The organism is Nostoc sp. FACHB-190 (assembly GCF_014696905.1).
Lineage (GTDB): Bacteria > Cyanobacteriota > Cyanobacteriia > Cyanobacteriales > Nostocaceae > Nostoc_B.
Genome location: NZ_JACJQW010000005.1, coordinates 118,484 through 142,693 on the forward strand (window position 1 = coordinate 118,484; position 24,210 = coordinate 142,693).

Genomic DNA, 24,210 nt, shown 5'->3' on the forward strand with positions numbered 1-24,210 from the left:
CTCTAAAAAGCTTGAGTCGATTTGACATATAATTTTAGCTCTCGGTTTATCAAGTTTTGCCTAGTAGGAGAAGTGAAGAATTAGTATTTAATTACGATTGTAAATGTAGAACAACTCGTAACGTTTAAAACCTACCATTCCCTTGAATAATATGCTTGACGGTGGTCAAGGTTTCCAAGCTAATAAATCCGCGACGGTGGCCTTTTTGGTTAGACATCCCTAAGAATATTGAGTCACCCCGTGAAGGGTTGCGTGAAAATCTAGGGGAAGTGTTGATGTAGGTGGAGGCGCTATTCACGCCGAGGGCAAACTGTCGGCTTTCTTGATAAGATTCAGTCACAATACAATCAGCATGACCGCTACTGTATTGGTTAATCCAGGCGATCGCAGCTTCTAAGCTATCCACTAGTTTAAAGGCCACAGTCTTCGTTAAGTAGGGACTACCCCATTCGCTGTCTTTGGCTAGTTGCAGTTGGGGAAAGGCTTCGACTAACTCTGCATCACCTTTGATTTCAAAGCCTTTCTCTTTCAAACTATTCCACAGTACCGACAGCGATGATGGCATGGCTTGGCGGTGAATTAAGACTTTTTCGATCGCATTTACCGGGTCTGGTTCGCTTTGATGGCTATCGAGAATCATCCAGCGTACCATCTCTAAGCTGCCATTGAGCGACCAGTACAGGTAACAGTTACCCATTGCGGATTTTAGCACTGGACAAGTGGCTTGTCGCATGACCTGCTGCACTAAGCTGGAGCGTCCGTAGGGGATGACTAAATTGAGGTACTGGTCTTGGGTAACTAAATCCCGCACAGAAGCACCATGTTCTGTGGTGACTAGTTCGACGCAACCAGGTGGTAGCCCCACTTCTTCCACGGCATTTTGCAGTACTTCAGCGATCGCAGCGTTAGAATGACTGGCTTCTGTACTACCTTTAAGGATGATACTATTGCCAGTTTTAATGCACAAACCTGCGGCGATCGCACCTAAATCGGGAAATGCCTCATAAACAAAAGCAATTACTCCCAAAGCCATCAATTGCGAGTAACTTTGAGAGTCTTCTGGTTGATAGTCAGCATTCCTCACCCGCCGCAGAGGATCTGATAGTTCACCCAAGCGCCGCAGTATTTCGACGGTGGTTTCTAGACGTGTGGGGGTGAGTTTTAGCCAATCTAAAATCAACTCTGGGACAGCCATTTCTTTACTAGCTTCTAAATCCAGAGTATTGGCTTCTAAAATATCATCAAAAGACCTTTCTAGCGCCTGCGCCATTGCCAACACAGCCCGACTGCGGTCTACTCCCTTGGTCAAACCCAACTTCAGGGAAGCCTGAAAAGCGCGTTTGGCGCTTTTCATTGGTTCAGGGTAATCTTGTACAACTTCAACGGTCATTGGGTTAACGTCGGTAGGTAAGCCAGACCATGAGTGCTGGCAGAATAGCTAATATCACTGCCACTATTGCCCAAGCAACAATGCTGGAACCTTTGGCTAATTTCAATGCTAATGGTAGCCAAATAATCACTAGCACAAAAATAATGCCGAGGGCGATGGGCAGATAGCTTTCTCCCAAGCGGGGATGAACAACATGCCAAGCATTTCCCGTCCAGCGCCAAGACCGCTTGTAGGGATAAGTGGTCGAAAGTTGTTCGAGGATATGCCCATTATCTTGGACAACAAAGATTTGCTGACAGCGATCGCAGCCAAATGCTTCTGTAAGGGTAATCGGAACTAACCGTCCCCGACGGCGACAGGGACAGGGATATTCCTGGTTAAAGTCAATTTTTTCTGGTTTTTGATGATGCACAAGCGTTCTACTAACTTGAGCGTGTTTTTCATAAGTTGGAGATTTCCTTTCCCGGCTAAATGCCTTGGGAATTGGTTCATCTCACAAGCAACTGTTTATATAAATAGCGAAGTCAGGTAAATACTGCCATCATTAACAACAGCGTTGATTCCCAATTTTAAAAAAATAGGTATATGTATCTGTTGTCTGGTGCTGTAGCTGGCAATCTTGTTGCAAAATTTCCGGCTGTGCATCTGTGGCTTTCAAAGTAATATCGTCCAACTTGTGGGGCATTTATTGTGCTTACATATCTAATACAATTCTAAGCTTACGCCGCAACCACTAGGAAAACCAACTGTTGCCCAAGGCTACGTTGACAACCTAGTAATTTTTCTGGGAACACTTTTTAAATTCTACCGAGCATGAAACAGAAAGCAGGATATTTTTTTCCTGATTTTCGTTCACTTAATCAAAAACATCATCGGCTAAAGCTTATTACCTTCAACCAATTGATAACTTATAATTTAACTTTTTTTAGAGCGGGTAACGCGATTCGAACGCGCGACATCAACCTTGGCAAGGTTGCGCTCTACCACTGAGCTATACCCGCAAACTTCACATTTACTATACTGTCAGATATTTTTTGATTTGTCAACCCCTAAGTTTTAGTCAATGGTTATTTGTCATTTGTCATTTGTGCTTTATTATTAGACGATTGACTGTTGACCATTGACCATTGACCATTGACTACTGACTGTTAACGATGGACTCTTGACCTGGAGCAGCAGGTAAAGGCTGGGGATTTAAAGTGTACGTCTCTGTGAGGTTAGAGCGTAACTTCCGCATCAGGCTGGCCATTTCTAGAGCGTTCATGGCATAATCCCAGCCATGATTCGCTTTAATTCCTGCCCTTTCTAGGGCTTGCTGCATTGTATCTACTGTCAAAATGCCAAAAATTACCGGAACTCCGGTTTGAAAGCTGGCGGCGGCAATGCCTTTGGCTACTTCCGAAGACACATAATCAAAGTGGGGCGTTTGTCCGCGAATAACTGCACCCAAACAAATGATCGCATCATAACGCTGGGAAAGTGCTAGTTGACGGGCAACAATTGGCACTTCAAAACTTCCCGGAACCCAAACATAATCGACTTGATTACCGTGGGGGTTGGGGTCTACACCATGACGTTTTAAGCAATCTTGACATCCTTCCACCAGCTTTGCAGTAACCAGGTCATTAAATCGACCAATCACCACCGCAAAACGCAAGGGTTCAGTTTGAGTAAAAGTTCCCTCAAAAACTGCCATGACTGCCTCTTAATCAACTATACTCTTGTCAATATACATTTCTTCTCTGCCGATGGTTGAGATGAAGCGCACAATTATTAGGAAAGTGCTAAGTTTTGAGTGCTGAGTGCTGAGTTTATTTCTGCGATATCTACCAGAAATGAGAAAAAAGGTAAATAAAACCATTTACCTTTTTCTTTTGCTATTAGCTATATCTTAATTTTCTGAGACTGTTGTCAAGAGCCTAGACTACAAAAAAGTTTAATATACCAACCACCACTACTAGGGCAATCCAAACTCCAGAACCTAGCCACAATAATCTTTTCGATTCCACCCAACTTTGTGGGGTAGCATAGGCAACAGGAACACCAACAACCAGTACAAAAGACATCAAAACAAGAGCTACTAAAGCGAACTGGAATATTATGGTCATTTTTGCTTCTCCCAAGACAGCGTAATACTAAAGATAGAATATCGTGAAGTACCTACACTTCTGCAAGCAGTAAGTGTAGGCTTCCTGTCTCACTTGCCACTGCTCTGTTAGGAACATTGTTAAACAATGTGCGTTACCAAAAACGCTCTGAGTCTTATGTAGCATCTCTGGGGTTCTCCCCTTTATCTGGTCAAATCCAGAACCCAGGCAGCCGCCCGCCTCCCGCAGGCAGTTTAACCATTCGGCTACGTTCAGCTTTAACCCTGAGCGTAGCCGAAGCTTTAATTGTTTTACGTACAACATCACATGGAATTACAGCAATGGCTTACCAGTTGGCAATGTTCCTTCCCCCTTACTCACGCTAGTTACATCCGCAAGCGTCGTACCGCTACTTTGTGTTGTTTACAGCCGTGTGGGTGGGTCAACGACCATTTATATATTACTATAAGTATGTACATAATGCGAACATACTTATGAGTAAAAAAGATTTACATATTCGTATATCTTCTAGAAGGCACGACAAGCTCAAGACTTATGCACAGGACAGAGAAAAAACGGTCACGCAACTTATTGAAGATTGGATTGATAGGTTGCCTAGTCAAAAAACTGGTGACTCCTCCCCGACCCCTCTCTCTGATCAACCTAACGGTTGATAACAGTCGGGGGTCAACTCGTCGTCACCCTGCCATTCACGAGGACACTTGCGTGGGCGGGTTTCCCGACTTGAGCAAAGTGTCCGTGCCACGCTGCCCTATCGGTTCAGGCGTGGGGCTTCTGTCGGCTTCAGCTAAAGGGCGACACTGACAGTTTTTCCTTATTTTTTAACCTAGCAGAAATTGATACACTTTGGTTATTTGTCCTTTGTTCTTTGTTTAGGTACTAATGACTTATGACCAATGACTAAGGATTATGGATTTAATTCTTTGCCACACAACGGCTGATTTTGATGCTTTAGGGGCGGCGGTTGGGCTGACTTGCTTGCTACCGGGAAGTAAGATTGTGTTAACAGGCGGCGCACATCCACCTGTGAGAGATTTTTTGGCGTTACATCGAGATGAGTATCCGTTAATTGAGCGACGTTCAGTGAATCCGCAAAGCATTCGTTCGATTACTGTGGTGGATACACAACACCGCGATCGCCTGGGTAAAGCAGCTGAATGGTTAGATTTACCCAGTGTGAAAGAAATTGTAGTTTATGACCATCACTTAGGGCAAGAGGGCGATATTCCGGCGACGCAATTGCATATTGCCCCGGTGGGTGCTTGTACAACTCTTATGGTGGAGCAATTACAACAACAGCAAATTTCTCTCACCCCATCCCAAGCTACTGTGATGGCTTTGGGTATCCATGTAGATACGGGTTCATTAACTTATGACTTATCAACCGCCAGGGATGCTTTAGCTTTGGCTTGGTTGATGCAGCAAGGCGCAAGTTTACCTGTGATTTCAACTTACCGCGACCCTGGTTTATCACCGCAGTTGCAACAGCTATTAACCACAGCCTTACAGGAATTAGAATATCTTTGCTTACGGGGTTATACGATCGCTTGGGTTACTTTAAAAACTGCTGCTTTTGTGCCTGGGTTATCGAGTTTAGCATCGCAGTTAGTCGAGTTAACCGAAATTGATGCTTTATTGTTAGTCAATGAATATCCATTGGGGGAAGATGAATCAAGATTAACTGTAATTGGGCGATCGCAAATTCCTGGTGTCAATCTTAACTTGTTATTTCAACCCTTGGGCGGGGGTGGACACTCCCAAGCTGCATCACTCAACTTGCGGGGAGTCGATACACAAGCCACCTTAGAACAACTTTTAGAAGGTTTAAAAGCCTCCATTCCCCATCCCCTCACCGCCAGAGATTTGATGTCTTCCCCAGTCCGCACTATTCGCCCAGAAACTACTATTGCCGAAGCACAGCGAATTTTATTACGTTATGGGCATTCTGGTTTATCTGTAGTTGATGCCCAAGGACAGTTAGTCGGCATTATTTCCCGGCGAGATTTGGATATTGCCTTTCACCACGGCTTTAGTCATGCGCCAGTCAAAGGTTACATGACTATCAATCTCAAAACCATCACCCCAGATACCACCCTGCCACAAATCGAGTCGCTGATGGTGACTTATGATATTGGGCGTTTACCAGTGTTAGCAGATGGGCAATTAGTTGGTATCGTCACCCGTACCGATGTCCTACGGGAGTTACATCAAGCTGATGACGAGTTTCAAACTTTCAATCCTCTTCACTCCCCACTCCCCACTCCCCACTCCCTACTCACCACTAACTTACAATCACGTCTTGCACCCCAACTGTGGCAATTACTCACCAAAGCCTCCCAAGCAGCAGAAAAACGCGGTTGGCATCTTTACCTAGTTGGTGGTGCTGTGCGGGACTTGCTGTTAGCCGAAACAGCAGACCAATTAATGATTAAAGATATTGATTTGGTTGTTGATGGCTTTCATAAATCAGCAGATGTTGGTGCTGGAGTGGAATTAGCAAAGGCATTACAAGAACTCTACCCAGCCGCGCGGTTAGAAATTCATGGTGCGTTTCAAACTGCGGCTTTGTTGTGGCATAAAGATGCAGAATTAGATTCCTTGTGGGTGGATATTGCCACCGCTAGAACAGAATTTTATCCTTACCCAGCCGCAAACCCTGAAGTTGAGGCGAGTTCCATTCGTCAAGATTTGTACCGCCGGGATTTTACTATCAATGCACTGGCATTGCGGCTAACTTCTCCCCGTGCGGGTGAATTACTCGATTTTTTTGGTGGTTTATTAGATTTACAAGCCAAGGAAATTCGGGTTCTGCACGCCAATAGCTTTATTGAAGATCCTACCCGGATTTATCGCGGTGTGCGCTTTGCTGTGCGCTTTGGCTTTGATTTTGAACCGCGAACAGAAGAATATATTCGCTATGCAATTAACAGTGGTGTTTACGATCGCACTGCTCAACACAATAGCAGAACTCCCGCTTTGCAAACTCGGCTGAAAACTGAACTTAAACATATCTTGGAAGCGCCGTACTGGAAATCAGCTTTACAATTACTCGATAACTTACAAGCTTTACAGTGTATCCATTCCACCCTCACCTTAGATGCGGAACTTTTACGTCAACTGCGGTTATTAGAACGCTGTCTGCACAGATTTGATCCCCAACTCACCCTTGTTCACTGGCAAATGCGCCTAGAAGCTTTAATTGCCCACCTCAAACCAAAATATCGGGAAAAAGTCGCCAAAAATCTGCAATTACAAGACGATAGCATTCATCGCTTGCAAAATTTAGCCCAAGCCCAAGCAGAAGTTAGGGAGTTGTTACCGCAGTTGCAGCGTCCTAGTCAAATTGTGCAGCTATTGAAAAAGTATGACTTACCAATGCTGATTTTAATCGCCTTACAAAGCCCGCGATCGCTCAGAAAACAAATTTGGCATTACTTAACAGTATTGACTCACATCCAACCCATTCTAAATGGTAACGACCTGAAGCAATTAGGCTACAAGCCAGGCCCTCAATATCGTCAAATTCTTGATGATATTCTTGCCGCTACGTTAGATAGAGTAATTACAAATCAACCTGAAGCCGAACAATTTTTAGCCAATAATTATCCTCAATAAACTCTGTTCTCATCTCAGCGACTCTGCGACTCTGCGTGAAAAATTTATGCAAATTCCAACACCAAAAAAATCCTATACCCCCAAAGAGTATCTCCAACTAGAAGAGACATCGGAATTTAAACATGAATACTACGATGGGGAAATTGTAGCAAAGGCAAGTTGCACTACAAGCCACAATGAAATAGTGGGAAACTTCTGCACTAATTTCAAATTTAAGATGCGGGGTAAAAATTACAAGATTTATATGGTCGATGTAAGATTGTGGATATCTCGTTACCGTATCTATACTTATCCCGACGCTATGGTGATTGAAGGAGAACCAATATATGAAGGAAATAGCACTACTACAGTCACAAATCCTCAAGTCATTATAGAAGTATTATCTAAATCAACACAGAGCCATGATAAAACTGATAAATTTAGATTTTACCGTTCTATACCCACCTTCAAAGAATATATTATCGTTAATCAATATGAATATTTAGTTGAGCATTACGCTAAAAATGCTAATAATCAATGGGTATTAACAGAATATGAGTCACTAGATGCAGTTTTATCACTCCAAACAGTAGATTTTGAAATTCCCTTGAGGGATATTTATGAAGGTGTGAGTTTGCAACCAGCAGGAGAAGAGATTTAATTTTTGTGACACCAACTACATCTTTGTGAATATTCTTCGCTTTCCGTAATGCTTTTGTGCTACACTGTAGTGTATATCAAACCTCATCACATATCATCGAGATAGCTGAAATGAAGTAGTACCAGACAAAAATTGTCAAAACCGAATAAATACGCCAAGTTTGACAGGTTTACTTCAAATAATCATGAGCTAGAGTTTTTGTTTTTATCTTCAATATTGTGAATTTAACCGCATTTATCTGTGGTTGATTCTTGATGCAGATGTGATTGCATCTGAATATTTTATCTGTTCAATTCACCCGTAATCTTTGTGCATATATAAGTTAGAAATTACGCAGTGAGATGAACAACCAAGGGGTTAGATGTATAGGGGTGTACTTATTCAAAACCCTGACACCCCATATCCTTTCACTCTTACACTCATTTTCACAGACACTATTTATGCGTAAGTTATATGGGTGAAAATTGATAATTTGAGGTTTGGTAATAATGCAGAAAAAATCAATATTAATCGCTGAGAACTTAAGTTATGAACTCAGTGATATGCAGCCATTGTTTCAAGGGATTCAAGCTAGTATTACAATAGGCGATCGCATTGCTTTAGTTGGTCGCAATGGTGTTGGAAAATCAACGCTATTAAAGATAATTTCAGGACAGATTCAGGCTAAATCCGGTTCTGTTTTTCGGCATGGTAGCGTTTACTATTTACCCCAAATTAGTACTATTCAAGAATCAATTAATGCAGATACGGTATTGAATTATTTAATTTCCATTGCTGATGAATGGTGGAATATTGAAGAGATTTTACAAACCCAATTCAATACAACCATTGATTTATCATTACCAATGGCTAATTTAAGCGGTGGAGAATTGACAAAATTATTTTTAGCAATTGGTTCAGCACAACAGCCAAACTTATTGTTGCTAGATGAACCAACAAATCATATAGATTTACCTACATTAGAAAACTTGAGACAGTTTCTGATAAATTTTGCTGGTGCTTATGTCATTGTCTCCCACAAACCTTTTTTCTTAGATCAAGTAACTAATGTGACTTGGGAACTTACCCCCAATCAATTAAAAGTATATGGAGGCAATTTTTCTGATTATCGACGACAAAAGCAAATAGAATTAGAAGTGGCAATGCGATCGCACGAAGTAGCTAGAAAGGAACTGAAACGCACCCAAGCTACAGCAATGCAAGAACAGCAACGCGCCGCCCAAGCACAACGTCAAGGTCGAGCCAAGCTTCTGAATGGTAGTATTGATAGAATGGCGGCTGGATTAATTAAAACTAAAGCCGAAGTCGCAGCAGGAACAGCTAAAACAAAACATGAAGCGGCTGTAACCAAAGCAACCCAAAAAGTTGCAGAGACAAAAATTAAAACTACCAAAGTCACCAGCATTAATTTAGAGGAAACAAACTATAAACACAGAAATTTAATTGCTATTCAAGGTGCAAATCTTTGGGTGGCTAATCGGCTACTAATCCAAAATATTCAGTTACATATTTCTTCTGGTGAACGTATTGCTATTATTGGGGCAAATGGTTCAGGTAAATCGACTTTTGCTAAAGCTATTTTGGGAATGGAGAAGGAAACAGTGTTATTAGAATCAGGTGAGATTTTAATTACACCTGTCATGAAAGCTGTTTATCTCGACCAAACTTATCAACTCGTAAATCGTCAGCAGACAATTCTCGAAAATATGCAATCTGCTAATTCCAATTTGAGTTATCAGTTATTGCGTCAACAACTAGGACACTTTTTATTTAAATATGATGATGTGCATAAATCAGCATCTGTGTTAAGTGGTGGCGAGTTGGCTAGACTAGCGATCGCTATGATTAGCATATCCGAAATTGACTTGCTAATTCTCGATGAGCCAACTAATAATCTTGATATTGAAACTGTAGAACAAATGGTCATCGGCATCAATGAATATCAAGGCGCTTTATTAGTCATTTCTCATGATATTGATTTTTTAAGTCGCATCAATATTAACCACAGTTGGCAAGTGAAACAGCAAAGTTTACAAATGACAAACTACTTACCCAATCAGCTTGAGCAATATTATCAAGAAATTGGTCAGTGTTAAAGTTTTAATTCAGCGCGATTGCATGATGGCGAATGTGATCAGAAATAAAACTAGCAATAAAATAGTAACTATGGTCATAGCCGGGTTGGTAACGTAAGTTGAGGGGTTGATTTACAGAAGCACAGGCTTTTTCAAATATTTCTGATTTTAGTTGTTCAGTTAAAAATTTATCTGCCGTGCCTTGGTCAATTAAAATGAGACTATGATAGCCTAATTGTTTGATTAATTCACTGGCATCATAAGCACGCCAACTATCTTGATGATTGCCTAAATAACCATTAAAAGCCTTTTGTCCCCAAGGACAATTCATTGGTGTAGCGATGGGTGCAAAAGCAGATACTGATTTATATTGTTGGGGATTACGTATAGCACAAACTAACGCCCCGTGTCCCCCCATAGAGTGACCAAAAATACCTTGTTTGTCTGCTTGGATGGGGAAGTTAGCTGCAATGATAGCAGGTAATTCTTGGACAATGTAACTATACATTTGATAGTGCGATCGCCACGGTTCTGCGGTAGCATCAACATAAAATCCTGCACCTGTGCCGAAATCCCAAGCATCATTTTCACCTGGAATACCTGTATTGCGGGGGCTAGTATCAGGTGCTACCAACATTAAACCATGCTCGGCGGCGTAGCGTTGCGCCCCAGCTTTGACCATGAAATTTTCTTCTGTACAAGTCAAACCAGAGAGGAAGTAGAGGACTGGGACTGATTTTTGTGCTGCTTGGGGAGGCTGATAAACAGCAAAGCGCATTTCACTGTGACAAGTTGCAGAAGTATGAGAGTAAAAGCCGAGTTTCCCGTCAAAGCATTTATATTCGGAGAGAATTTGCAGATGCGTCATGATTTGTGTAGCGAATTTGTGGCGATCGCTATTATTCCATTAAATCATCGCTTGCAGGTTCACCAGGATAAAAGCTTGGGTTAAAAATGTCAGCGAAGATATAGGAACATTGGTGAGGAAATGTTGAAAGTGGAAGGTTTGTTTCTGCTGATGCTAAATCTCTAGCATTTTCATAAGCTTCCTGAATTGCGATTTCTAAATAAGAGTTTAAACTTGGATTTTCCTCTAGCAATTTGAGAATATTCCGCCGTTGAATGCGAATTGTCGCTAACCAACTGCGGCTGCGTTTTGTCGGTTGATATTCCCATTTTAATAAATGTGCAATTAAAATGCTGAGGCGATTTCGCAGTTCTTGGCGTTCCTTTCTCCCCAATGATTCAATTTCCTCGATTAAATTGGATAAGTCAAGTTGATGCCATTGTTGATGACGTAGTAAATTAGCTTGTTGCTGACTCCAAGCATAAAAATCAGTTTCATAGAGATTTGTTTGTTTACTTTGTGGTGTTTGCATGGCTTAATAAAAGTCAATTTCTATGACATCAAATCATCGCTTGATGGTTCGCCAGGATAAAAGCGATCGCTTAAAATATTTTCTAAGGAATAAGGGCAATTTTGGGGGAAAGTTTTCATCGGGAGGTTAGTTTCTCCAGCAGCTAAAGCAATCGCTTTTATATAAGCTTTATCCACAATTTCTAGTAAATAGGATTGTAAACTAGGATTTTCTGCGACTATTTCCGCAGTATCTAACCGTTGAATGCGAATTGTTGATAACCAACTGCGGCTGCGTTTTGTCGGTTGATATTCCCATTTTAATAAATGTGCAATTAAAATGCTGAGGCGATTTCGCAATTCTTGGCGTTCCTTTCTTTCCAATGATTCAATTTCCTCGATCAAATTGGATAAGTCAAGTTGATGCCATTGTTGATGACGCAGTAAATCAGCTTGTTGCTGACTCCAAGCATAAAAATCAGTTTCATAGAGATTTGTTTGTTTGCTTTGTGGGGTTTGCATAATTAAAACTTATTCAATTTTTATGTCATTAAATAATCACCAATAGCTAAACTATTGCTGAATCTGGTCTTGCAGCATTTTCCGAAAAGCGCGTTTAGTTTGAGTTTCGCCTTGGATTTTGCATTGGGCTAAAAAATCATAAACCATTGTTTTAGTTAATATCGCAAATGTATTACTAGTTTCTGATTCTCTGTATTCGCCTTGTTCTAAAAGGTAAATAGTTAATTTTGTCCCGTTGTAACGCCAAAATTCAGGAACTTTTATATCCTGATACATTTGTTTTTTATTGATATCTGTATGGGTGATATCTACTTCTAAGATTAAATCTGGAGGTGGATCTACGGATAAATTGACTGTTTTACCTCTCACAGCAGGCTCGTTTTGAATGTAGTAACATTTATCCGGTTCTGGACTAGACTTGAGAATTGGAATCTTGAGTGTAGTTGAACCCATACTTTTGAGATTAAAGTTGAGTTCTTCTGCTAGTAGCTCAATCAATTGACCAACTAAACAATTAGCATTTTCATGTTCTTCTAAAGGTGTCATAATTTCCAACATTCCCTGATAATATGTCAGTCGGGCTGCGCGATTATCACCCAAAGCATCAAGAATTTGCTCATAAGCAGACCAACTAATGTTATTCAGTGTGACGCGCTTTTCTGCAAGTTGTGTTTCTTGAGGATTGCTTATCACTTCACTGGTAGTAATCATTGGCATCTCCCAAGTTTGATAGTAGTTAAATTAATTAGTAGATATGGGGCGTGCTTTCCCCACCCTTAACCAAAATTCCTGAATCTAAAAAGTTACAACACATCACGGCTACCTAGGAATTTCTCAATACCAAGTCTTCGATATAGCCTTTCCATGTTTTCGTACCAGCTTACTAAATTCTCTTCACGTTTTCTCTGTTTATCTGGTGAAGGAACGGGTAGTCCTGTTGCTCGACTATATCGATTACAAAATGCAGGGAGTCCTTGGAAGTAACGTGTCCCGTCATTAGGGTAAATACGATTTTGTGTTCTCAGCAATTTTTCAGCATAATATTGCCATAGGTAAACATGATCATGAATCTTTCCTCCGAAACGAAGAAGACGGCGAATCTCTATGATAGACAACTCTCTAGATTCAAATAAAGTTTTTTCAAAATCGGGAGATTGATCTCGCTTAAACAGAAGCATTTCACTTCCAGGCCCCCGAAAGAACTCAACAATAAACAAATCCCCAAAGTCAAAGATACAAACTTCTGTCGGACTACTTTCGTCAATATCGATATCTCGCGTTAGTTCCTGACTTATCCATCTGGTTGATTCTGGTATTAAGATGCGGAGACGTTCAAAGCGATCGCTATAATTTGACCAAAAACCCTTGCGACTTTCAAGCTGACTTTTCTCACGTTCTGGGTAACGATATTGATCTTGTAAAAGCAGGTTAATCAGTTTTTCAAAATCTCCCCAAGTAGCCGCACCAATCCATTGACGGAGTGCTGACTGAGCTTTTTGCGATAATTCATACCATCTTGAATTAATGGTACGCGGCCCATAATTCTGACGCAACCATTCTACTACTGATACAAAACGACTTCCTTGTTCAGCACTTACTGTTATTAGTAAATTATTGACTTGCTGACATTGTTGTTCTTGGGACATTTGTTCAAAGCAACGCAGTAACCATTCTGACTGTTTATTTTTTACAAAGATTCTGACAACATGATTTAAAGCTTGATGAACTGTAGGAATTGTAGAGGGAAGATTGGCGTTATTCAGTAATTCTTGAGGTGTGAGGTTGTGTTTACCTGCAAGTAGAGCTAATTGTTGATAATTTCCTTTGGTGATAGCTTGTATAATTTGTATGATTTGAGAGTTATCTTGTTTGGCTTGACTAACAAAAATGGAAAAAGTTTCTACTAAAGATTTACTAATAATCTGCTGTGATTCGCTAGAATTTATCACTACAAGCCATAACAAAGTTTTTTGAAGCCATAAATTAGTCAGTGCTGCTTGCCAAATCAACGCTGAAGTTTCCCGGCTGATTTCCGGGTTTTCCAAGTCCCATTGAGCTTTATTGTATAGGCAATACACCCATTCTAGGCGTGTAATTTGGTTAGTATTTCCCAATTGGATGGAGTCGATAATTTCATCTAAAGAACGCCAAGCATCTATTTCTATTGTTGGGAGATTGTACAGTTGCGTAAATTGTTGAGTATTCCTGAGATTATTGGCTAATTTAAGTAAATTTGCTGGTTGTTTTGACTCTGGCTGTTCTAAAGATAAAATCCGAAAACTCATCATTTTTATTGCTCTCTTGCAAAAGTCACTTTTTTATATAAATTTGAGACAAATCATCGCCTTTGAACTGTAAACGAAAAGTTACCTTTCTATCCTTTGGCTCATCAATATCTTGACGAGACTCAATTTCTCCTCTCCCAGATGCAGTAGTTATTTGACGTATTTGAGATTGAGTTTTAAACTTCATCTCTGGAGAAAAGATATATTTAGCAACTGAAAAAGACCTCAACAAACTCAGTTGTAGATTTGCGTCATCGGTTCCTTTAGAACTGGTGTGTCCTTCAATCACTACTCCTGTTATTACTTCTTTAAATGAAGATTGTGAGAAGATAATATCACTATAAACAGGGATAAATGAACGAAGAAATTTTTTACCATTATCAGTTAATTCTGCACTATTTTCTGCAAATAGAATGCTTTCCCCTAAGTTAATCTCACCATTTTTAGGATTTACTTCTACATTAATATCATTCTTTTTTAATTCATAAATTACTGCCTCAATTAAACCTTGTCGAGAAGCTTGAGTTTTACTTAACTGTAATAAAACTGTAATGAACAGGATAGCGAATATCATTAACAATCCAGACATCATATCTCCAATGGAGAGTAAGACACTGGAATTATAGTCGTCTGTGTCCGCTTCATATTCCCAGTCGCTAAAATTATCCATAATTATTGACCATTAGATTGATGACGACGATTAGCTTCAGCCGCTACTAAATAATTAGCAGCTTGTAGTAATTGATTAGAAATTTTTGCAGTTGCAACGTCAGCTTGAGTGAAAAATTGCATCTCAGATTCAGATGCTTTTTGTAAATAACTAACTAAATGTTGATTGCTGCTTTCCAATGCTTGATTCAACTGTTGAATCATACCTGCGTATGTCTTTTCAATTCTAGTAGCTTCTTGACCTAGCACTCTGGTAATCTCTTGGATTTGTATTAGCCTTTCTCCTGACATCAACCCTATTTTCTCAGCAAAATTACTAACAATGCGAGTAGTTTCTTCAATTCTTGTGAGGTTTTGTTCCATCTCTGTAGCTAAACTTGAGCGTCTTTGGTATTCTTCTTGAAAGGCACTCTGTAAATCATTGACAACCTGAGCTAGTCCTTGACGTTGTTCACCTAAAGTTTCTTCTAGTAACTGATTTTGGCTAACGAAAAATTCTTGTAGAGCTTCTTGATAACTGAGACGAAATTGCTCTAATTGTTCTTGTACAGTGATGCGAGTATTTTGCAGCATCATATCAATATTTGAAAGCGTTGCTGTCAAGTTTTCTCTAGCTCCATCCATTAACCGAGATGCTTCATTTCCCACTGTAGTAATAGTTTCAGTTTGTGTAGTGATAATTGCTAAGGTTCTGTCTTGAAACTCCTGTAGCATTTGACGTTCTGTTTCTGCTTGCGTGTGTAATGCTGCTTGTAAATCTTCTCGAATTCCTCTAAAAGTATTGGCTGCTTGATTTGCACTACTTTCAAAAGCAGTTCTTTGAGAATCTATAGCGTGAATACTCGCAGCAACAGCTGACTGAATTTCAGTAGAAACACGTTCCATCACTCCTTGAGTATCAGTGCGAAACTCATTAAATATAGACTGTAAATTAACAGCAAATTCTCGAAGCTGAACCAAAGTCTCTTGTTGAAATTGTTGGATAGTAATAATAGATTGGCTGAGACTTTGGGAAATTCCCCCAAGTTGTTCTCTAAGTTCTCTAACGGCTTGAGAAGCTTCTTGAGTTAATTGTGCGCTTTGGCGTAATTCAGCTATGATTGGTTTTATTAATTCTTCTCTTTGTTGTTCAATAAGATTTTTTAGAATTTCCTGACCTTGGTCATTTTTAATCTCTCTCAACACTGATAATTCTTGTCGAATATCCTCAAAGATGGGAGACATGACTGCTCCAACTTCTCTACCAATAGCATCAGGTCTTAATTGACGCTGCACTTCAATTAATTCTGTAAAAGAAGTCCTCATACTGTTAGCAGCATTACTAAGATTTTCTGCTGCTCTTTCAGTAGCATCAGAGTTCAAACGAGATAAAAGTCTTCCAGGGCTTTCTAGAAAAGCAATTTCATCTAGCCGACTACGTAATTTTTGAGAAGGTTGGCGTTTTACTACTTCCATAACTGCCAGAATTATGGTGAATACACTGCTAGAACCTAATCCCATTAATGAGGTAGAAAAAGCAGTTTTCATCCCTTCAAGAAGCTGGACGCTGGCGTTGAGTAAATTGGAAGTGTCTTGATCAATATTGCTGATGTTTATTTTTGATAATCCTTCTTGAATTCCATAGAAAGTTCCTAAAACACCAATGGCAATGAGAATGGTAGGTACAAAACGCAAAGAGCTACTAGGAATAGAACGAGTTAAAATCGCCGGATATTGTACTAATACAAATCTTCCTCCTTCAATTCTTGCTTGAAAACCATCTTCTGTAGATGTTCCAACCATATACTTTTTGAACCAAGATAACCCGCGATTGGGAATTTGGTTTAATTCATATAGTCCTTGATTTTGACTTTCATGTTCTGCAATTCTCTGCTTTTGTCCCTCTAAGTAAGAAATAATTTTTTTATTTAGGTCAATCTGTCTAGCTATAGAATGCTTATATTTAAAGATAGATATAACTTCGAGGATTGCCGCTATAATTAACAAACTCACAGTAGCCCAATGAAAAATAGTATTCTGCCAAAAAATGTTCAGCAAAGCTTGAATCATATTTCTTTTAAACTTCTTACTCGATTGTGAATTGTTCAAGTTCTTGAGGAGACAATAATTCCAGAGCTACACGCACCGGAAGATGTGCTGCGTTCCAATAGTTTCCTATTGGTTCACGCAGAATTAGCCCATAGAGTTCTTCCATTTGTGTGCTGACAGTGCTATCGATTTGCAAATAAACTTTTTCGGGAGCATAGCTACGTAAAAGTTTTACTTGTAAACGGTTTTTTAAATCAGCTAGTGAATATGCTATGGCTGAGACATTGTTATCCATGTCTCCAGCTAATTTCCAGGCCTGATTAACGGCTATAATTTCTTCGACTAATTCTCGAAAAGATGGTGTCAATCTTTCAAGAATTTTTGATTGCTGAATCATGAAAGTTTCTGGACAAAACTTGGATACAGATATACCACGAAAAAAACATAAATTTCAATACTTTAAAGCACATTCACTTTGGTGACATGACTGTTTATGCTTTCTTGAAAAAATATTGATGTTACTGCTTTGGGTGTCCACCCTGCCTCAATACTGATTTAGCCTAAGACCTATAAGGTGTTGCGAACTGCAATCATTTAGCCGAGAAAAATGTTTTCACACTTCTATTAAATGAATTTGAGGAAATGCAAAATATATTAATTGCAAGTGACTTGAAAGTGCTGAGTAAAAATACTAGTCACACTTTCATGCTTGGCTATGAAATAAGTTTCATTGGGACTACCTTCTGCCTTACCCCAACCAAAATCACCAAAATTTGCCAAGCCAAGATCCGCGCTTTTCTGCAAGCGGTGTTTCTTGAGGATTGCTTATCACTTCACTGGTAGTAATCATTGGCATCTCCCAAGTTTGGTAGCAATTAAATTAATTAGGTTGAGGAACGGAACCCAACATTATCAAGACTTTGTTGGGTTACGCGATCGCTACACCCAAATTACTATTCTCTTAACTGAATCTAAAAAGTTACAACACTGCGAATAGATTCACCTTTGTGCATTAATTCTAAAGCATGATTAATTTCTTCGATTGGCATTACATGGGTAATTAAATCATCAATATTAATTTTGCCATCCATATACCAATCAACAATTTTCGGTACATCTGTGCGTCCTCTTGCACCACCGAAAGCTGAACCTTTCCAGACTCTACCTGTAACTAATTGAAACGGACGTGTGCTGATTTCTTGTCCTGCGCCAGCTACCCCAATAATGACACTCACACCCCAACCTTTATGGCAGCATTCTAAAGCTTGACGCATCACGTTAACATTGCCAATACATTCAAAGGTGTAGTCTGCACCGCCTTTAGTTAAATCAACTAAATAACTAACTAAATCACCTTCCACTTCTTTAGGGTTAACAAAGTGCGTCATCCCAAATTTTTCGGCTAAGGCGCGTTTGCTGGGATTAATATCTACTCCCACAATCATATCGGCTCCTACCATCCGCGCTCCTTGGATGACGTTTAAGCCAATACCACCCAAACCGAAGACTACAACTTTTGCACCCGGTTCTACCTTGGCGGTATAAATCACTGCACCTATACCTGTGGTGACACCACAGCCAATGTAACAAACCTTGTCAAAGGGTGCATCTTCTCGAATTTTGGCAACAGCGATTTCTGGCAATACTGTGTAATTAGCAAAGGTGGATGTACCCATATAATGGTGAATCATTTCCCCACCAATGCTAAAACGACTCGTACCGTTGGGCATTACACCGCGTCCTTGGGTAGAGCGAATTGCTTGACAGAGATTGGTTTTGAGGCTGAGACAATATTCACACTGGCGGCATTCTGGGGTGTAGAGTGGGATGACATGATCTCCTGGTTTGACGCTGGTGACACCAGCCCCCACCTCGACGACTACACCCGCGCCTTCATGACCTAAAATTGCCGGAAATAAACCTTCAGGATCAGCACCAGACAGCGTATAAGCATCGGTGTGACAAACTCCCGAAGCTTTAATTTCTACTAAAACTTCCCCTGCTTGTGGCCCTGATAATTGCACAGTTTCAATAGTTAGCGGCTTCCCCGCGCCATAAGCTACTGCGGCTTTTACTTCCACGAGTTAGCCCTCCTAGATATAAGTTGTATTAATAAAATCTTATGGGTTTATCTCGATTGATGTTGAGAAGAATCTTTTTTATCTAAAATTGCATTTTCTTGTGAGATTGGTACATTAGTTACAGGCGGCAAACTTGGAAGATGATATCTATCCGCCGCATGAATTTTATAATTTTGTCAACATCTCAGTTAATTCTAATTCTACAAAGCTTATGAACCCTGCCCTAACGAAAATTGGCGCTCAAATGTCCAACCTCACTGGTGTACGAGCGATTATGAAGGACATTGTAGAAACGTTGCAGGCGAGTCAGGGGCAGGAATTAATTAATTTAAGTGCGGGAAACCCGTTGATTTTGCCAGAGGTGGAACAGTTGTGGCGGGATGCAACGGCAGAACTGTTGGCGAGTTCGGAATATGGGGAAGTGGTTTGTCGCTATGGTGCAAGTCAAGGTTATGCGCCGTTAATTGAAGCGATCGCTAATGACTTCAACAAACGCTATGGTTTAAACTTAACTTCTCGCAATATCTTAATTACTCCCGGTAGCCAAAGCCTTTATTTCTACGCGGCAAATTCCTTTGGTGGTTCCGCCAGCAACGGTGAACTGCGCCAAATTGTTTTACCACTCAGTCCCGACTACACAGGCTATGGCGGCGTGTGTTTGCAACCAGAGGCGTTAATTGCTTACAAACCAACTCTAGATATAGACGCAGCTAACCACAAATTTAAATATCGCCCCGACTTTAGCCAATTGGCGGTGTCAGAACAAACTGGTTGTATTATCTTCTCTCGTCCTTGTAACCCCACAGGTAACGTCCTCACAGCCGATGAAGTGCATAAAATTACTGCCCTCGCTGCAACTCACAATGTACCTGTGTTGATTGATTCTGCTTACGCGCCTCCCTTCCCAGCGTTAAATTTCACAGAGATGGAGCCGATATTTGGGGAAAATATTATTCACTGCATGAGTTTATCTAAAGCCGGTTTACCAGGAGAACGCATTGGTGTAGCAATTGGTGATGAAAAGTTTATTCAAGTACTTGAGTCCTTCCAGACAAACTTGTGTATTCATGCTTCTCGTTATGGACAGGCGATCGCCTCTCGTGCGATCAACTCCGGTAAACTAGTAGACATTGCTGCAACAGTCATTCGGCCTTTTTACCAAAACAAATTTGCAGTTCTAGAAACTACTCTAGATGCTGCTATGCCTAAAGATTTACCTTGGTTCCTCCACCGTGGTGAAGGCGCAATCTTTGCATGGTTATGGTTGAAAGATTTACCCATCACTGATTGGGAATTTTACCAAGAACTCAAAAAAGTCGGGGTAATTGTGGTTCCTGGTAGTACCTTCTTCCCTGGTTTACAAGAAGAATGGTCACACAAACACCAATGTTTACGCATTAGCTTAACAGGCAGTGATGCTGAGATTGTAGCTGCTATGCAACGTCTCGCCAAAGTCGCCGAGCAAGTTTATCAGCAGGCGGCGGTGAGTGCGTGAAAATTAGGGAGTTGGGAGTCGGGAAGAGGGCTACAGTGTATACACAAGGAGCAATTTGTGTATTGAAACCATATCCCGCCTAGAACTAAAGTTCCAGGCTCATAGCAAAAGTCCACGCTTCGTGGACTGGATTTTTCCTTGAGTCCTCTTGAGAGGACTTGCGCTAAGAGACTCGGAATTTATTCCGAGGCGGGATAGGCTTACCACACGAAGATTTTTTTGTACACGGTAGACACTAGGAGAAGAATAATCACCAATGACCAAAAAACCGAAGAATCAAAAAACTGAAAAAAAATCCCAACTCCCAACTCCCAACTCCCCACTCCCCAATTTAGATGATTGGTTGGCAATTGGGAAAATTGTTGCGCCTCAAGGGTTGGCTGGGGAATTACGAGTTTATCCAGAAACGGATTTTCCTGAACGCTTTGAAGAACCGGGAACACGTTGGTTATTGCGTCCTGGCCAAACAGAACCGCAACCAATAGAATTATTGGATGGGCGTTATTTGGAAGGAAAAAACTTGTATGTGATTAGCATAGCTGGTGTAGACAATCGTAACCAAGCTGAGGAATTGCGTGATTGTCGGTTATTTGTGCCGGCAAGCGATCGCCCCGAATTAGGCGAAGATGAATATCATGTTGTGGATTTAATTGGTTTGGAAGTTTTCTTACAAACATCCGGTGAATTGTTGGGGAAAGTGGTAGATGTCATCCCTGCTGGTAATGATTTACTGGAAGTCGAATTACTCAATCATGAAAAAGCCAACAAAAAAGTTTTAATTCCCTTTGTCAAAGAAATCACACCAGTTGTAGATATCCCATCTCGGCGCGTGGAAATTTTACCACCACCGGGTTTACTGGAAATCAATTAAAGATTGGCTTTCTTCTAACTGCTGGGTTGCGCCGCCTGGTTGCGAAAAAACTAACGTTGTTAGTCCGACTGCTAACATTCCCAACCCAGCTAAGGCTAACATCGCTGTACGTTTTTTCAACTTGATTGCAGCCAGTAAAATTTCAATGACAGAAGCCTTACCTGTCACGGGAATTGATTTGAGTGCAGCTAAAGCTGTTGCTGCATTTGAATAACGGTTTTTCCAGTTAGGTTGTACCATCGTCCACAACCAAGACCGAAAACTAGGATGGAGATAATTTGCTAATTTGGGAAATTGTAAACCACCATAACCAATATTCACTGTTTGGGTATTGGTGAGTAAGCAAATCAATGTTGCGCCAACACTATATAAATCTGAAGCTGTTGTCAAAGCATCACCAAACTGTTCTTCTGGGGGAAGAAAACCAGGAGTACCAGCAGATAAGGTAGTGAAAGCGATTTTGGCATTTTGTTGGCGAGCCAAACCAAAATCAACTAAATAAGCATTGAGTTGTTCGTCAACTAAAACATTTTCTGGTTTAATATCCCGATGAATAATTGGGTCAATTTGTTGTTGCAAATAAACCAAAATTTCTAAAAGTGAGATGGCTATCTGCTTAACTTCCGTCGGAGAAAAGTTATATTTTGCCCCCAAAGGTACAGCATTTTTATACTCTAGAATTAGATAAAAATTCTTTGAGGTTGCAAAAGAATTTATGTAGCGGGGAATGCGGGGATGCTGGAGTTTTTGCAGGATAGCAATTTCACGTTCGTAAGCTTTTGAACCTGACCAATCAGTAGTTTCATGGGCAAGATTGAACTCTTTGATGACTACTGGTTGTTGAGATTTACAGTCAGTTGCAAGATAAGTAATACGTTTATCTGCGTGATTACGTCCCAATTCTCGAATCACTCGATAGCCTTGTACAGAAAAATAGGGATGGTGAATTACGGGAATTGTCCCTTTATTACGCACATCAAGCTCCATTACACACCACCTGAGTTTGATTTGGTCAAAGTGCAATCAAAATAAAAGGTACTCACCCGGCAAATAAAGTATGAAGTATGAAGGATGAAGTCTGAAATTAACACTTTAGACTTCACACTTCATACTTCACACTTCAGATTTGTGTTAACCAATTGATCATTTGGGTGTTGACAATATCTGGAACTTCATCGTGGGGACAATGACCGGCGTTAGGAATGGGAACAATTTTGATATCTTTGCCATTCTCACGCGCCTCTTCGTAAATCTTTGCCCCTGTAATGGGTGTCCAAGGGTCATCAGCGCCCCAAATCACTAATAAAGGACGTTCAACTTTGGGTAAAAGTTCCTCTGGGCTAGGGCCTGGCGGCGCTGTCAGGATGGAAGCAAACACTTGTTGCGCTCCTGGGTCGCAAGAAGGTGTATAAAGTAAATCAACTAATTCATCAGTAACAGCAGCCCGGTTGCGGTAAACCTGATATAAAGTGCGGCGAATTTGAGATTTTTGGCGGATGCGATTAAACACAAATTTACCAGTTAAAGGCGATCGCACCACACGATTAAAAGTCGCCATCACAATACGTAGTGGTGGGTTCAATTCGTGGGGACGATGACTCAAACCACCTGCTGAGTTAATTAACACCCCAGCCGCACTAATTTCAGGATGTTCTGTTAATACTATCAAGCTGATCAGTGCGCCAATGGAGTTCCCGATAAATACCGCAGGTTCTTGAATATGCGCCGTCCAAAAATCTTTGAGTAATTCTACCCAGATTTCTACACAGTAATTTAATGGTGGTTTATCAGAACCGCCAAAACCCAACAAATCTACAGCATATACCCGATAACCAGCCTCGGCTAACACCGGGATATTTTTCCGCCAATGTCCAATAGAAGCCCCAAAGCCATGCACTAATACTAAGGGCTTGCCTGTACCCATGACGGTATATTGAATTTTATGCCCCTGCCAAGTCCAAATAAATTTTTCTAAATCGACTGATGGTAGTTGCTGGGTGGTTAAGGTCATTATTAAGATTCCTAAACTATTACTTTATATAGTAAAGTCTAGAGAACTTTGGGCAATGCGATCGCTTGTGCGTTACTTCACTCACTAGGCGATCGCACTAATACGCGAGGAATTGATAGCTAAGGGGCAATGCCAAAAAAAATCAGAGAATTAAAAGCAATGGTGGCAAAAGCTGGGTATAAGTAGTTAAACATAATTAATTACACAAAGTCATTGCGAATGGAGCGAAGCGAAATGAAGCAATCGCAAGGGCTGGGATTGCTTCGCTTCGCTCGCAATGACTGTAATTAATTTTGCGTGTTTACTTATCCTTCAGCCAGGACGAGGCAAAGGAAGTCATACATTTTGGAAACATCCAATGCTACCGGAAGAACCTCTTACTATTCCTGGCAAAGATGGTGATGATGCTCCACTATATTTAGAAAGAGGTATTCAACGAGTACTGAAAAAGTTGGAAGAACTCGAAAAACTTGCAAACGAGGAAGATGAGGAATGATCTATCACTACAGCATGGTGATTCAATGGTCACAAGAAGATCAACTTTTCTTGGTTCACTTGCCTGAGTTTCCCTGGCAACAATTTCATACTCATGGTAGGACTTACGAGGAAGCTGCCAAAAATGGTCAGGAAGTAATTGAAGCTTTTGTAGAAATGCTGATGGAAGATAATATCCCACTGCCAGAACCCCGAATGCTGCCTACAAAACCGTTGCAAGTAGCTTAATTAAGCGATCGCTCGTGTATTACTTCTAGGACTTACGCAAAAACTCTCTCAAACTCTCATTCCTCCGTGTCCTCTGCGTCTCTGTGGTTCTATTTTAAAATCAAGGGTTTGGGAAAGGTGAAGCGGTAAACTGACAAGTTTAGGTTTTTAACAAAGTGATGAGTAATAACTATCAAAATCACTGTTTAATCAAAGTTCCATCACCCCTAAACCCTCACACCCTCACACCCATTCTGAACAGACAACCTTTATGGCTCAGTTCTGAAAGAGCAGGCGATCGCACTATTGTTAAGTAATCCAAATTATTTGTAGAAGTGTTAATTTCATCTGCACAACGGGA

General features: G+C 40.6%; 26 protein-coding genes and 1 tRNA gene. 10 read left to right on the forward strand and 17 right to left on the reverse strand.

Annotated elements, in window-relative coordinates:
• Nucleotides 1-124 precede the first annotated feature (124 nt).
• The 6 genes from H6G28_RS08395 to psbZ form a co-directional block, all read right to left on the reverse strand.
• Entirely contained in the window at nucleotides 125-1,390 is a 1,266-nt protein-coding gene (locus H6G28_RS08395) for a glutamate-5-semialdehyde dehydrogenase (protein ID WP_190589918.1), read from the reverse strand.
• A 4-nt stretch (nucleotides 1,391-1,394) separates the two neighbouring features.
• Nucleotides 1,395-1,802, reverse strand: coding sequence for a hypothetical protein (locus tag H6G28_RS08400; protein WP_190589919.1), 408 nt, complete (start codon nucleotides 1,800-1,802; stop codon nucleotides 1,395-1,397).
• Between the two features lie 132 nt (nucleotides 1,803-1,934).
• The gene (locus H6G28_RS08405) at nucleotides 1,935-2,075 is read right to left on the reverse strand and encodes a hypothetical protein (protein WP_190589920.1); all 141 of its coding nucleotides are present in this window, start codon (nucleotides 2,073-2,075) and stop codon (nucleotides 1,935-1,937) included.
• A gap of 244 nt (nucleotides 2,076-2,319) precedes the next feature.
• A tRNA-Gly gene (locus H6G28_RS08410) sits at nucleotides 2,320-2,391 on the reverse strand.
• Nucleotides 2,392-2,528: 137 nt separating this feature from the next.
• Nucleotides 2,529-3,086 (reverse strand): 6,7-dimethyl-8-ribityllumazine synthase, encoded by a 558-nt coding sequence (ribH, locus tag H6G28_RS08415; RefSeq protein ID WP_190589921.1) that lies wholly within the window; start codon nucleotides 3,084-3,086, stop codon nucleotides 2,529-2,531.
• A gap of 223 nt (nucleotides 3,087-3,309) precedes the next feature.
• Entirely contained in the window at nucleotides 3,310-3,498 is a 189-nt protein-coding gene (psbZ, locus tag H6G28_RS08420; protein ID WP_190589922.1) for a photosystem II reaction center protein PsbZ, read from the reverse strand.
• Nucleotides 3,499-3,626: 128 nt separating this feature from the next.
• Between psbZ and H6G28_RS08425 the strand changes: the two genes are divergently transcribed.
• The 4 genes from H6G28_RS08425 (at nucleotide 3,627) to abc-f (ending at nucleotide 9,849) form a co-directional block, all read left to right on the forward strand.
• Nucleotides 3,627-3,863, forward strand: coding sequence for a hypothetical protein (locus H6G28_RS08425; RefSeq protein ID WP_190589923.1), 237 nt, complete (start codon nucleotides 3,627-3,629; stop codon nucleotides 3,861-3,863).
• A gap of 544 nt (nucleotides 3,864-4,407) precedes the next feature.
• The gene (locus H6G28_RS08430; RefSeq protein WP_190670229.1) at nucleotides 4,408-7,113 is read left to right on the forward strand and encodes a CBS domain-containing protein; all 2,706 of its coding nucleotides are present in this window, start codon (nucleotides 4,408-4,410) and stop codon (nucleotides 7,111-7,113) included.
• A 46-nt stretch (nucleotides 7,114-7,159) separates the two neighbouring features.
• Nucleotides 7,160-7,753: a Uma2 family endonuclease gene (locus H6G28_RS08435; protein ID WP_190670231.1), complete on the forward strand. Its 594-nt coding sequence runs from the start codon at nucleotides 7,160-7,162 to the stop codon at nucleotides 7,751-7,753.
• A gap of 488 nt (nucleotides 7,754-8,241) precedes the next feature.
• Nucleotides 8,242-9,849 (forward strand): ribosomal protection-like ABC-F family protein, encoded by a 1,608-nt coding sequence (gene abc-f, locus H6G28_RS08440; RefSeq protein WP_190670233.1) that lies wholly within the window; start codon nucleotides 8,242-8,244, stop codon nucleotides 9,847-9,849.
• 4 nt (nucleotides 9,850-9,853) lie between these two features.
• On the opposite strand, the gene fghA is transcribed toward abc-f, so the two are convergent.
• From fghA to H6G28_RS08480, 8 genes are all read right to left on the reverse strand, one after another.
• Entirely contained in the window at nucleotides 9,854-10,696 is an 843-nt protein-coding gene (gene fghA, locus H6G28_RS08445) for an S-formylglutathione hydrolase (protein ID WP_190670234.1), read from the reverse strand.
• A 31-nt stretch (nucleotides 10,697-10,727) separates the two neighbouring features.
• Nucleotides 10,728-11,207 carry a DUF29 domain-containing protein gene (locus tag H6G28_RS08450; RefSeq protein ID WP_190670237.1) on the reverse strand — a complete coding sequence of 160 codons (480 nt, stop codon included), beginning with the start codon at nucleotides 11,205-11,207 and terminating at the stop codon, nucleotides 10,728-10,730.
• A gap of 20 nt (nucleotides 11,208-11,227) precedes the next feature.
• A complete protein-coding gene (locus H6G28_RS08455; protein WP_190670239.1) occupies nucleotides 11,228-11,707 on the reverse strand; it encodes a DUF29 domain-containing protein in 480 nt (159 codons plus the stop codon).
• A gap of 51 nt (nucleotides 11,708-11,758) precedes the next feature.
• Nucleotides 11,759-12,418 (reverse strand): Uma2 family endonuclease, encoded by a 660-nt coding sequence (locus tag H6G28_RS08460; protein ID WP_190670241.1) that lies wholly within the window; start codon nucleotides 12,416-12,418, stop codon nucleotides 11,759-11,761.
• A 92-nt stretch (nucleotides 12,419-12,510) separates the two neighbouring features.
• Nucleotides 12,511-13,995 carry an EH signature domain-containing protein gene (locus H6G28_RS08465; RefSeq protein WP_190670243.1) on the reverse strand — a complete coding sequence of 495 codons (1,485 nt, stop codon included), beginning with the start codon at nucleotides 13,993-13,995 and terminating at the stop codon, nucleotides 12,511-12,513.
• A 22-nt stretch (nucleotides 13,996-14,017) separates the two neighbouring features.
• Nucleotides 14,018-14,662 (reverse strand): OmpA family protein, encoded by a 645-nt coding sequence (locus tag H6G28_RS08470; protein ID WP_190670246.1) that lies wholly within the window; start codon nucleotides 14,660-14,662, stop codon nucleotides 14,018-14,020.
• Nucleotides 14,663-14,664: 2 nt separating this feature from the next.
• Nucleotides 14,665-16,710 (reverse strand): hypothetical protein, encoded by a 2,046-nt coding sequence (locus H6G28_RS08475; RefSeq protein WP_190670248.1) that lies wholly within the window; start codon nucleotides 16,708-16,710, stop codon nucleotides 14,665-14,667.
• Nucleotides 16,711-16,726: 16 nt separating this feature from the next.
• Complete coding sequence (locus H6G28_RS08480) at nucleotides 16,727-17,086, reverse strand: hypothetical protein (protein ID WP_190670250.1); 360 nt, start codon at nucleotides 17,084-17,086, stop codon at nucleotides 16,727-16,729.
• A 333-nt stretch (nucleotides 17,087-17,419) separates the two neighbouring features.
• On the opposite strand from H6G28_RS08480, the gene H6G28_RS08485 reads away from it, so the two are divergent.
• Nucleotides 17,420-17,686 (forward strand): hypothetical protein, encoded by a 267-nt coding sequence (locus H6G28_RS08485; RefSeq protein WP_190670252.1) that lies wholly within the window; start codon nucleotides 17,420-17,422, stop codon nucleotides 17,684-17,686.
• Here the strand turns inward: H6G28_RS08485 and H6G28_RS08490 are convergent.
• Complete coding sequence (locus tag H6G28_RS08490; RefSeq protein ID WP_190589931.1) at nucleotides 17,661-18,770, reverse strand: S-(hydroxymethyl)glutathione dehydrogenase/class III alcohol dehydrogenase; 1,110 nt, start codon at nucleotides 18,768-18,770, stop codon at nucleotides 17,661-17,663. The genes H6G28_RS08485 and H6G28_RS08490 overlap by 26 nt on opposite strands.
• Before the next feature lie 211 nt (nucleotides 18,771-18,981).
• On the opposite strand from H6G28_RS08490, the gene H6G28_RS08495 reads away from it, so the two are divergent.
• Nucleotides 18,982-20,265, forward strand: coding sequence for a valine--pyruvate transaminase (locus H6G28_RS08495; protein WP_190670254.1), 1,284 nt, complete (start codon nucleotides 18,982-18,984; stop codon nucleotides 20,263-20,265).
• A gap of 256 nt (nucleotides 20,266-20,521) precedes the next feature.
• Nucleotides 20,522-21,136, forward strand: a complete 615-nt coding sequence (gene rimM, locus H6G28_RS08500; protein ID WP_190589933.1) for a ribosome maturation factor RimM — start codon at nucleotides 20,522-20,524, stop codon at nucleotides 21,134-21,136.
• Here rimM and H6G28_RS08505 read toward each other — a convergent pair.
• Nucleotides 21,119-22,123 carry a serine/threonine protein kinase gene (locus tag H6G28_RS08505; RefSeq protein ID WP_190670256.1) on the reverse strand — a complete coding sequence of 335 codons (1,005 nt, stop codon included), beginning with the start codon at nucleotides 22,121-22,123 and terminating at the stop codon, nucleotides 21,119-21,121. The genes rimM and H6G28_RS08505 overlap by 18 nt on opposite strands.
• A gap of 133 nt (nucleotides 22,124-22,256) precedes the next feature.
• Entirely contained in the window at nucleotides 22,257-23,147 is an 891-nt protein-coding gene (locus H6G28_RS08510; RefSeq protein ID WP_190670257.1) for an alpha/beta fold hydrolase, read from the reverse strand.
• A gap of 277 nt (nucleotides 23,148-23,424) precedes the next feature.
• On the opposite strand from H6G28_RS08510, the gene H6G28_RS37755 reads away from it, so the two are divergent.
• The 3 genes from H6G28_RS37755 (at nucleotide 23,425) to H6G28_RS08525 (ending at nucleotide 24,166) form a co-directional block, all read left to right on the forward strand.
• Nucleotides 23,425-23,643: a type II toxin-antitoxin system HicA family toxin gene (locus tag H6G28_RS37755; RefSeq protein WP_190589936.1), complete on the forward strand. Its 219-nt coding sequence runs from the start codon at nucleotides 23,425-23,427 to the stop codon at nucleotides 23,641-23,643.
• Entirely contained in the window at nucleotides 23,640-23,870 is a 231-nt protein-coding gene (locus H6G28_RS08520) for a type II toxin-antitoxin system HicB family antitoxin (protein WP_190589937.1), read from the forward strand. Before H6G28_RS37755 ends, H6G28_RS08520 begins: the two co-directional genes overlap by 4 nt.
• 158 nt (nucleotides 23,871-24,028) lie before the next feature.
• Complete coding sequence (locus H6G28_RS08525; protein ID WP_190670259.1) at nucleotides 24,029-24,166, forward strand: hypothetical protein; 138 nt, start codon at nucleotides 24,029-24,031, stop codon at nucleotides 24,164-24,166.
• Nucleotides 24,167-24,210 lie beyond the last annotated feature (44 nt).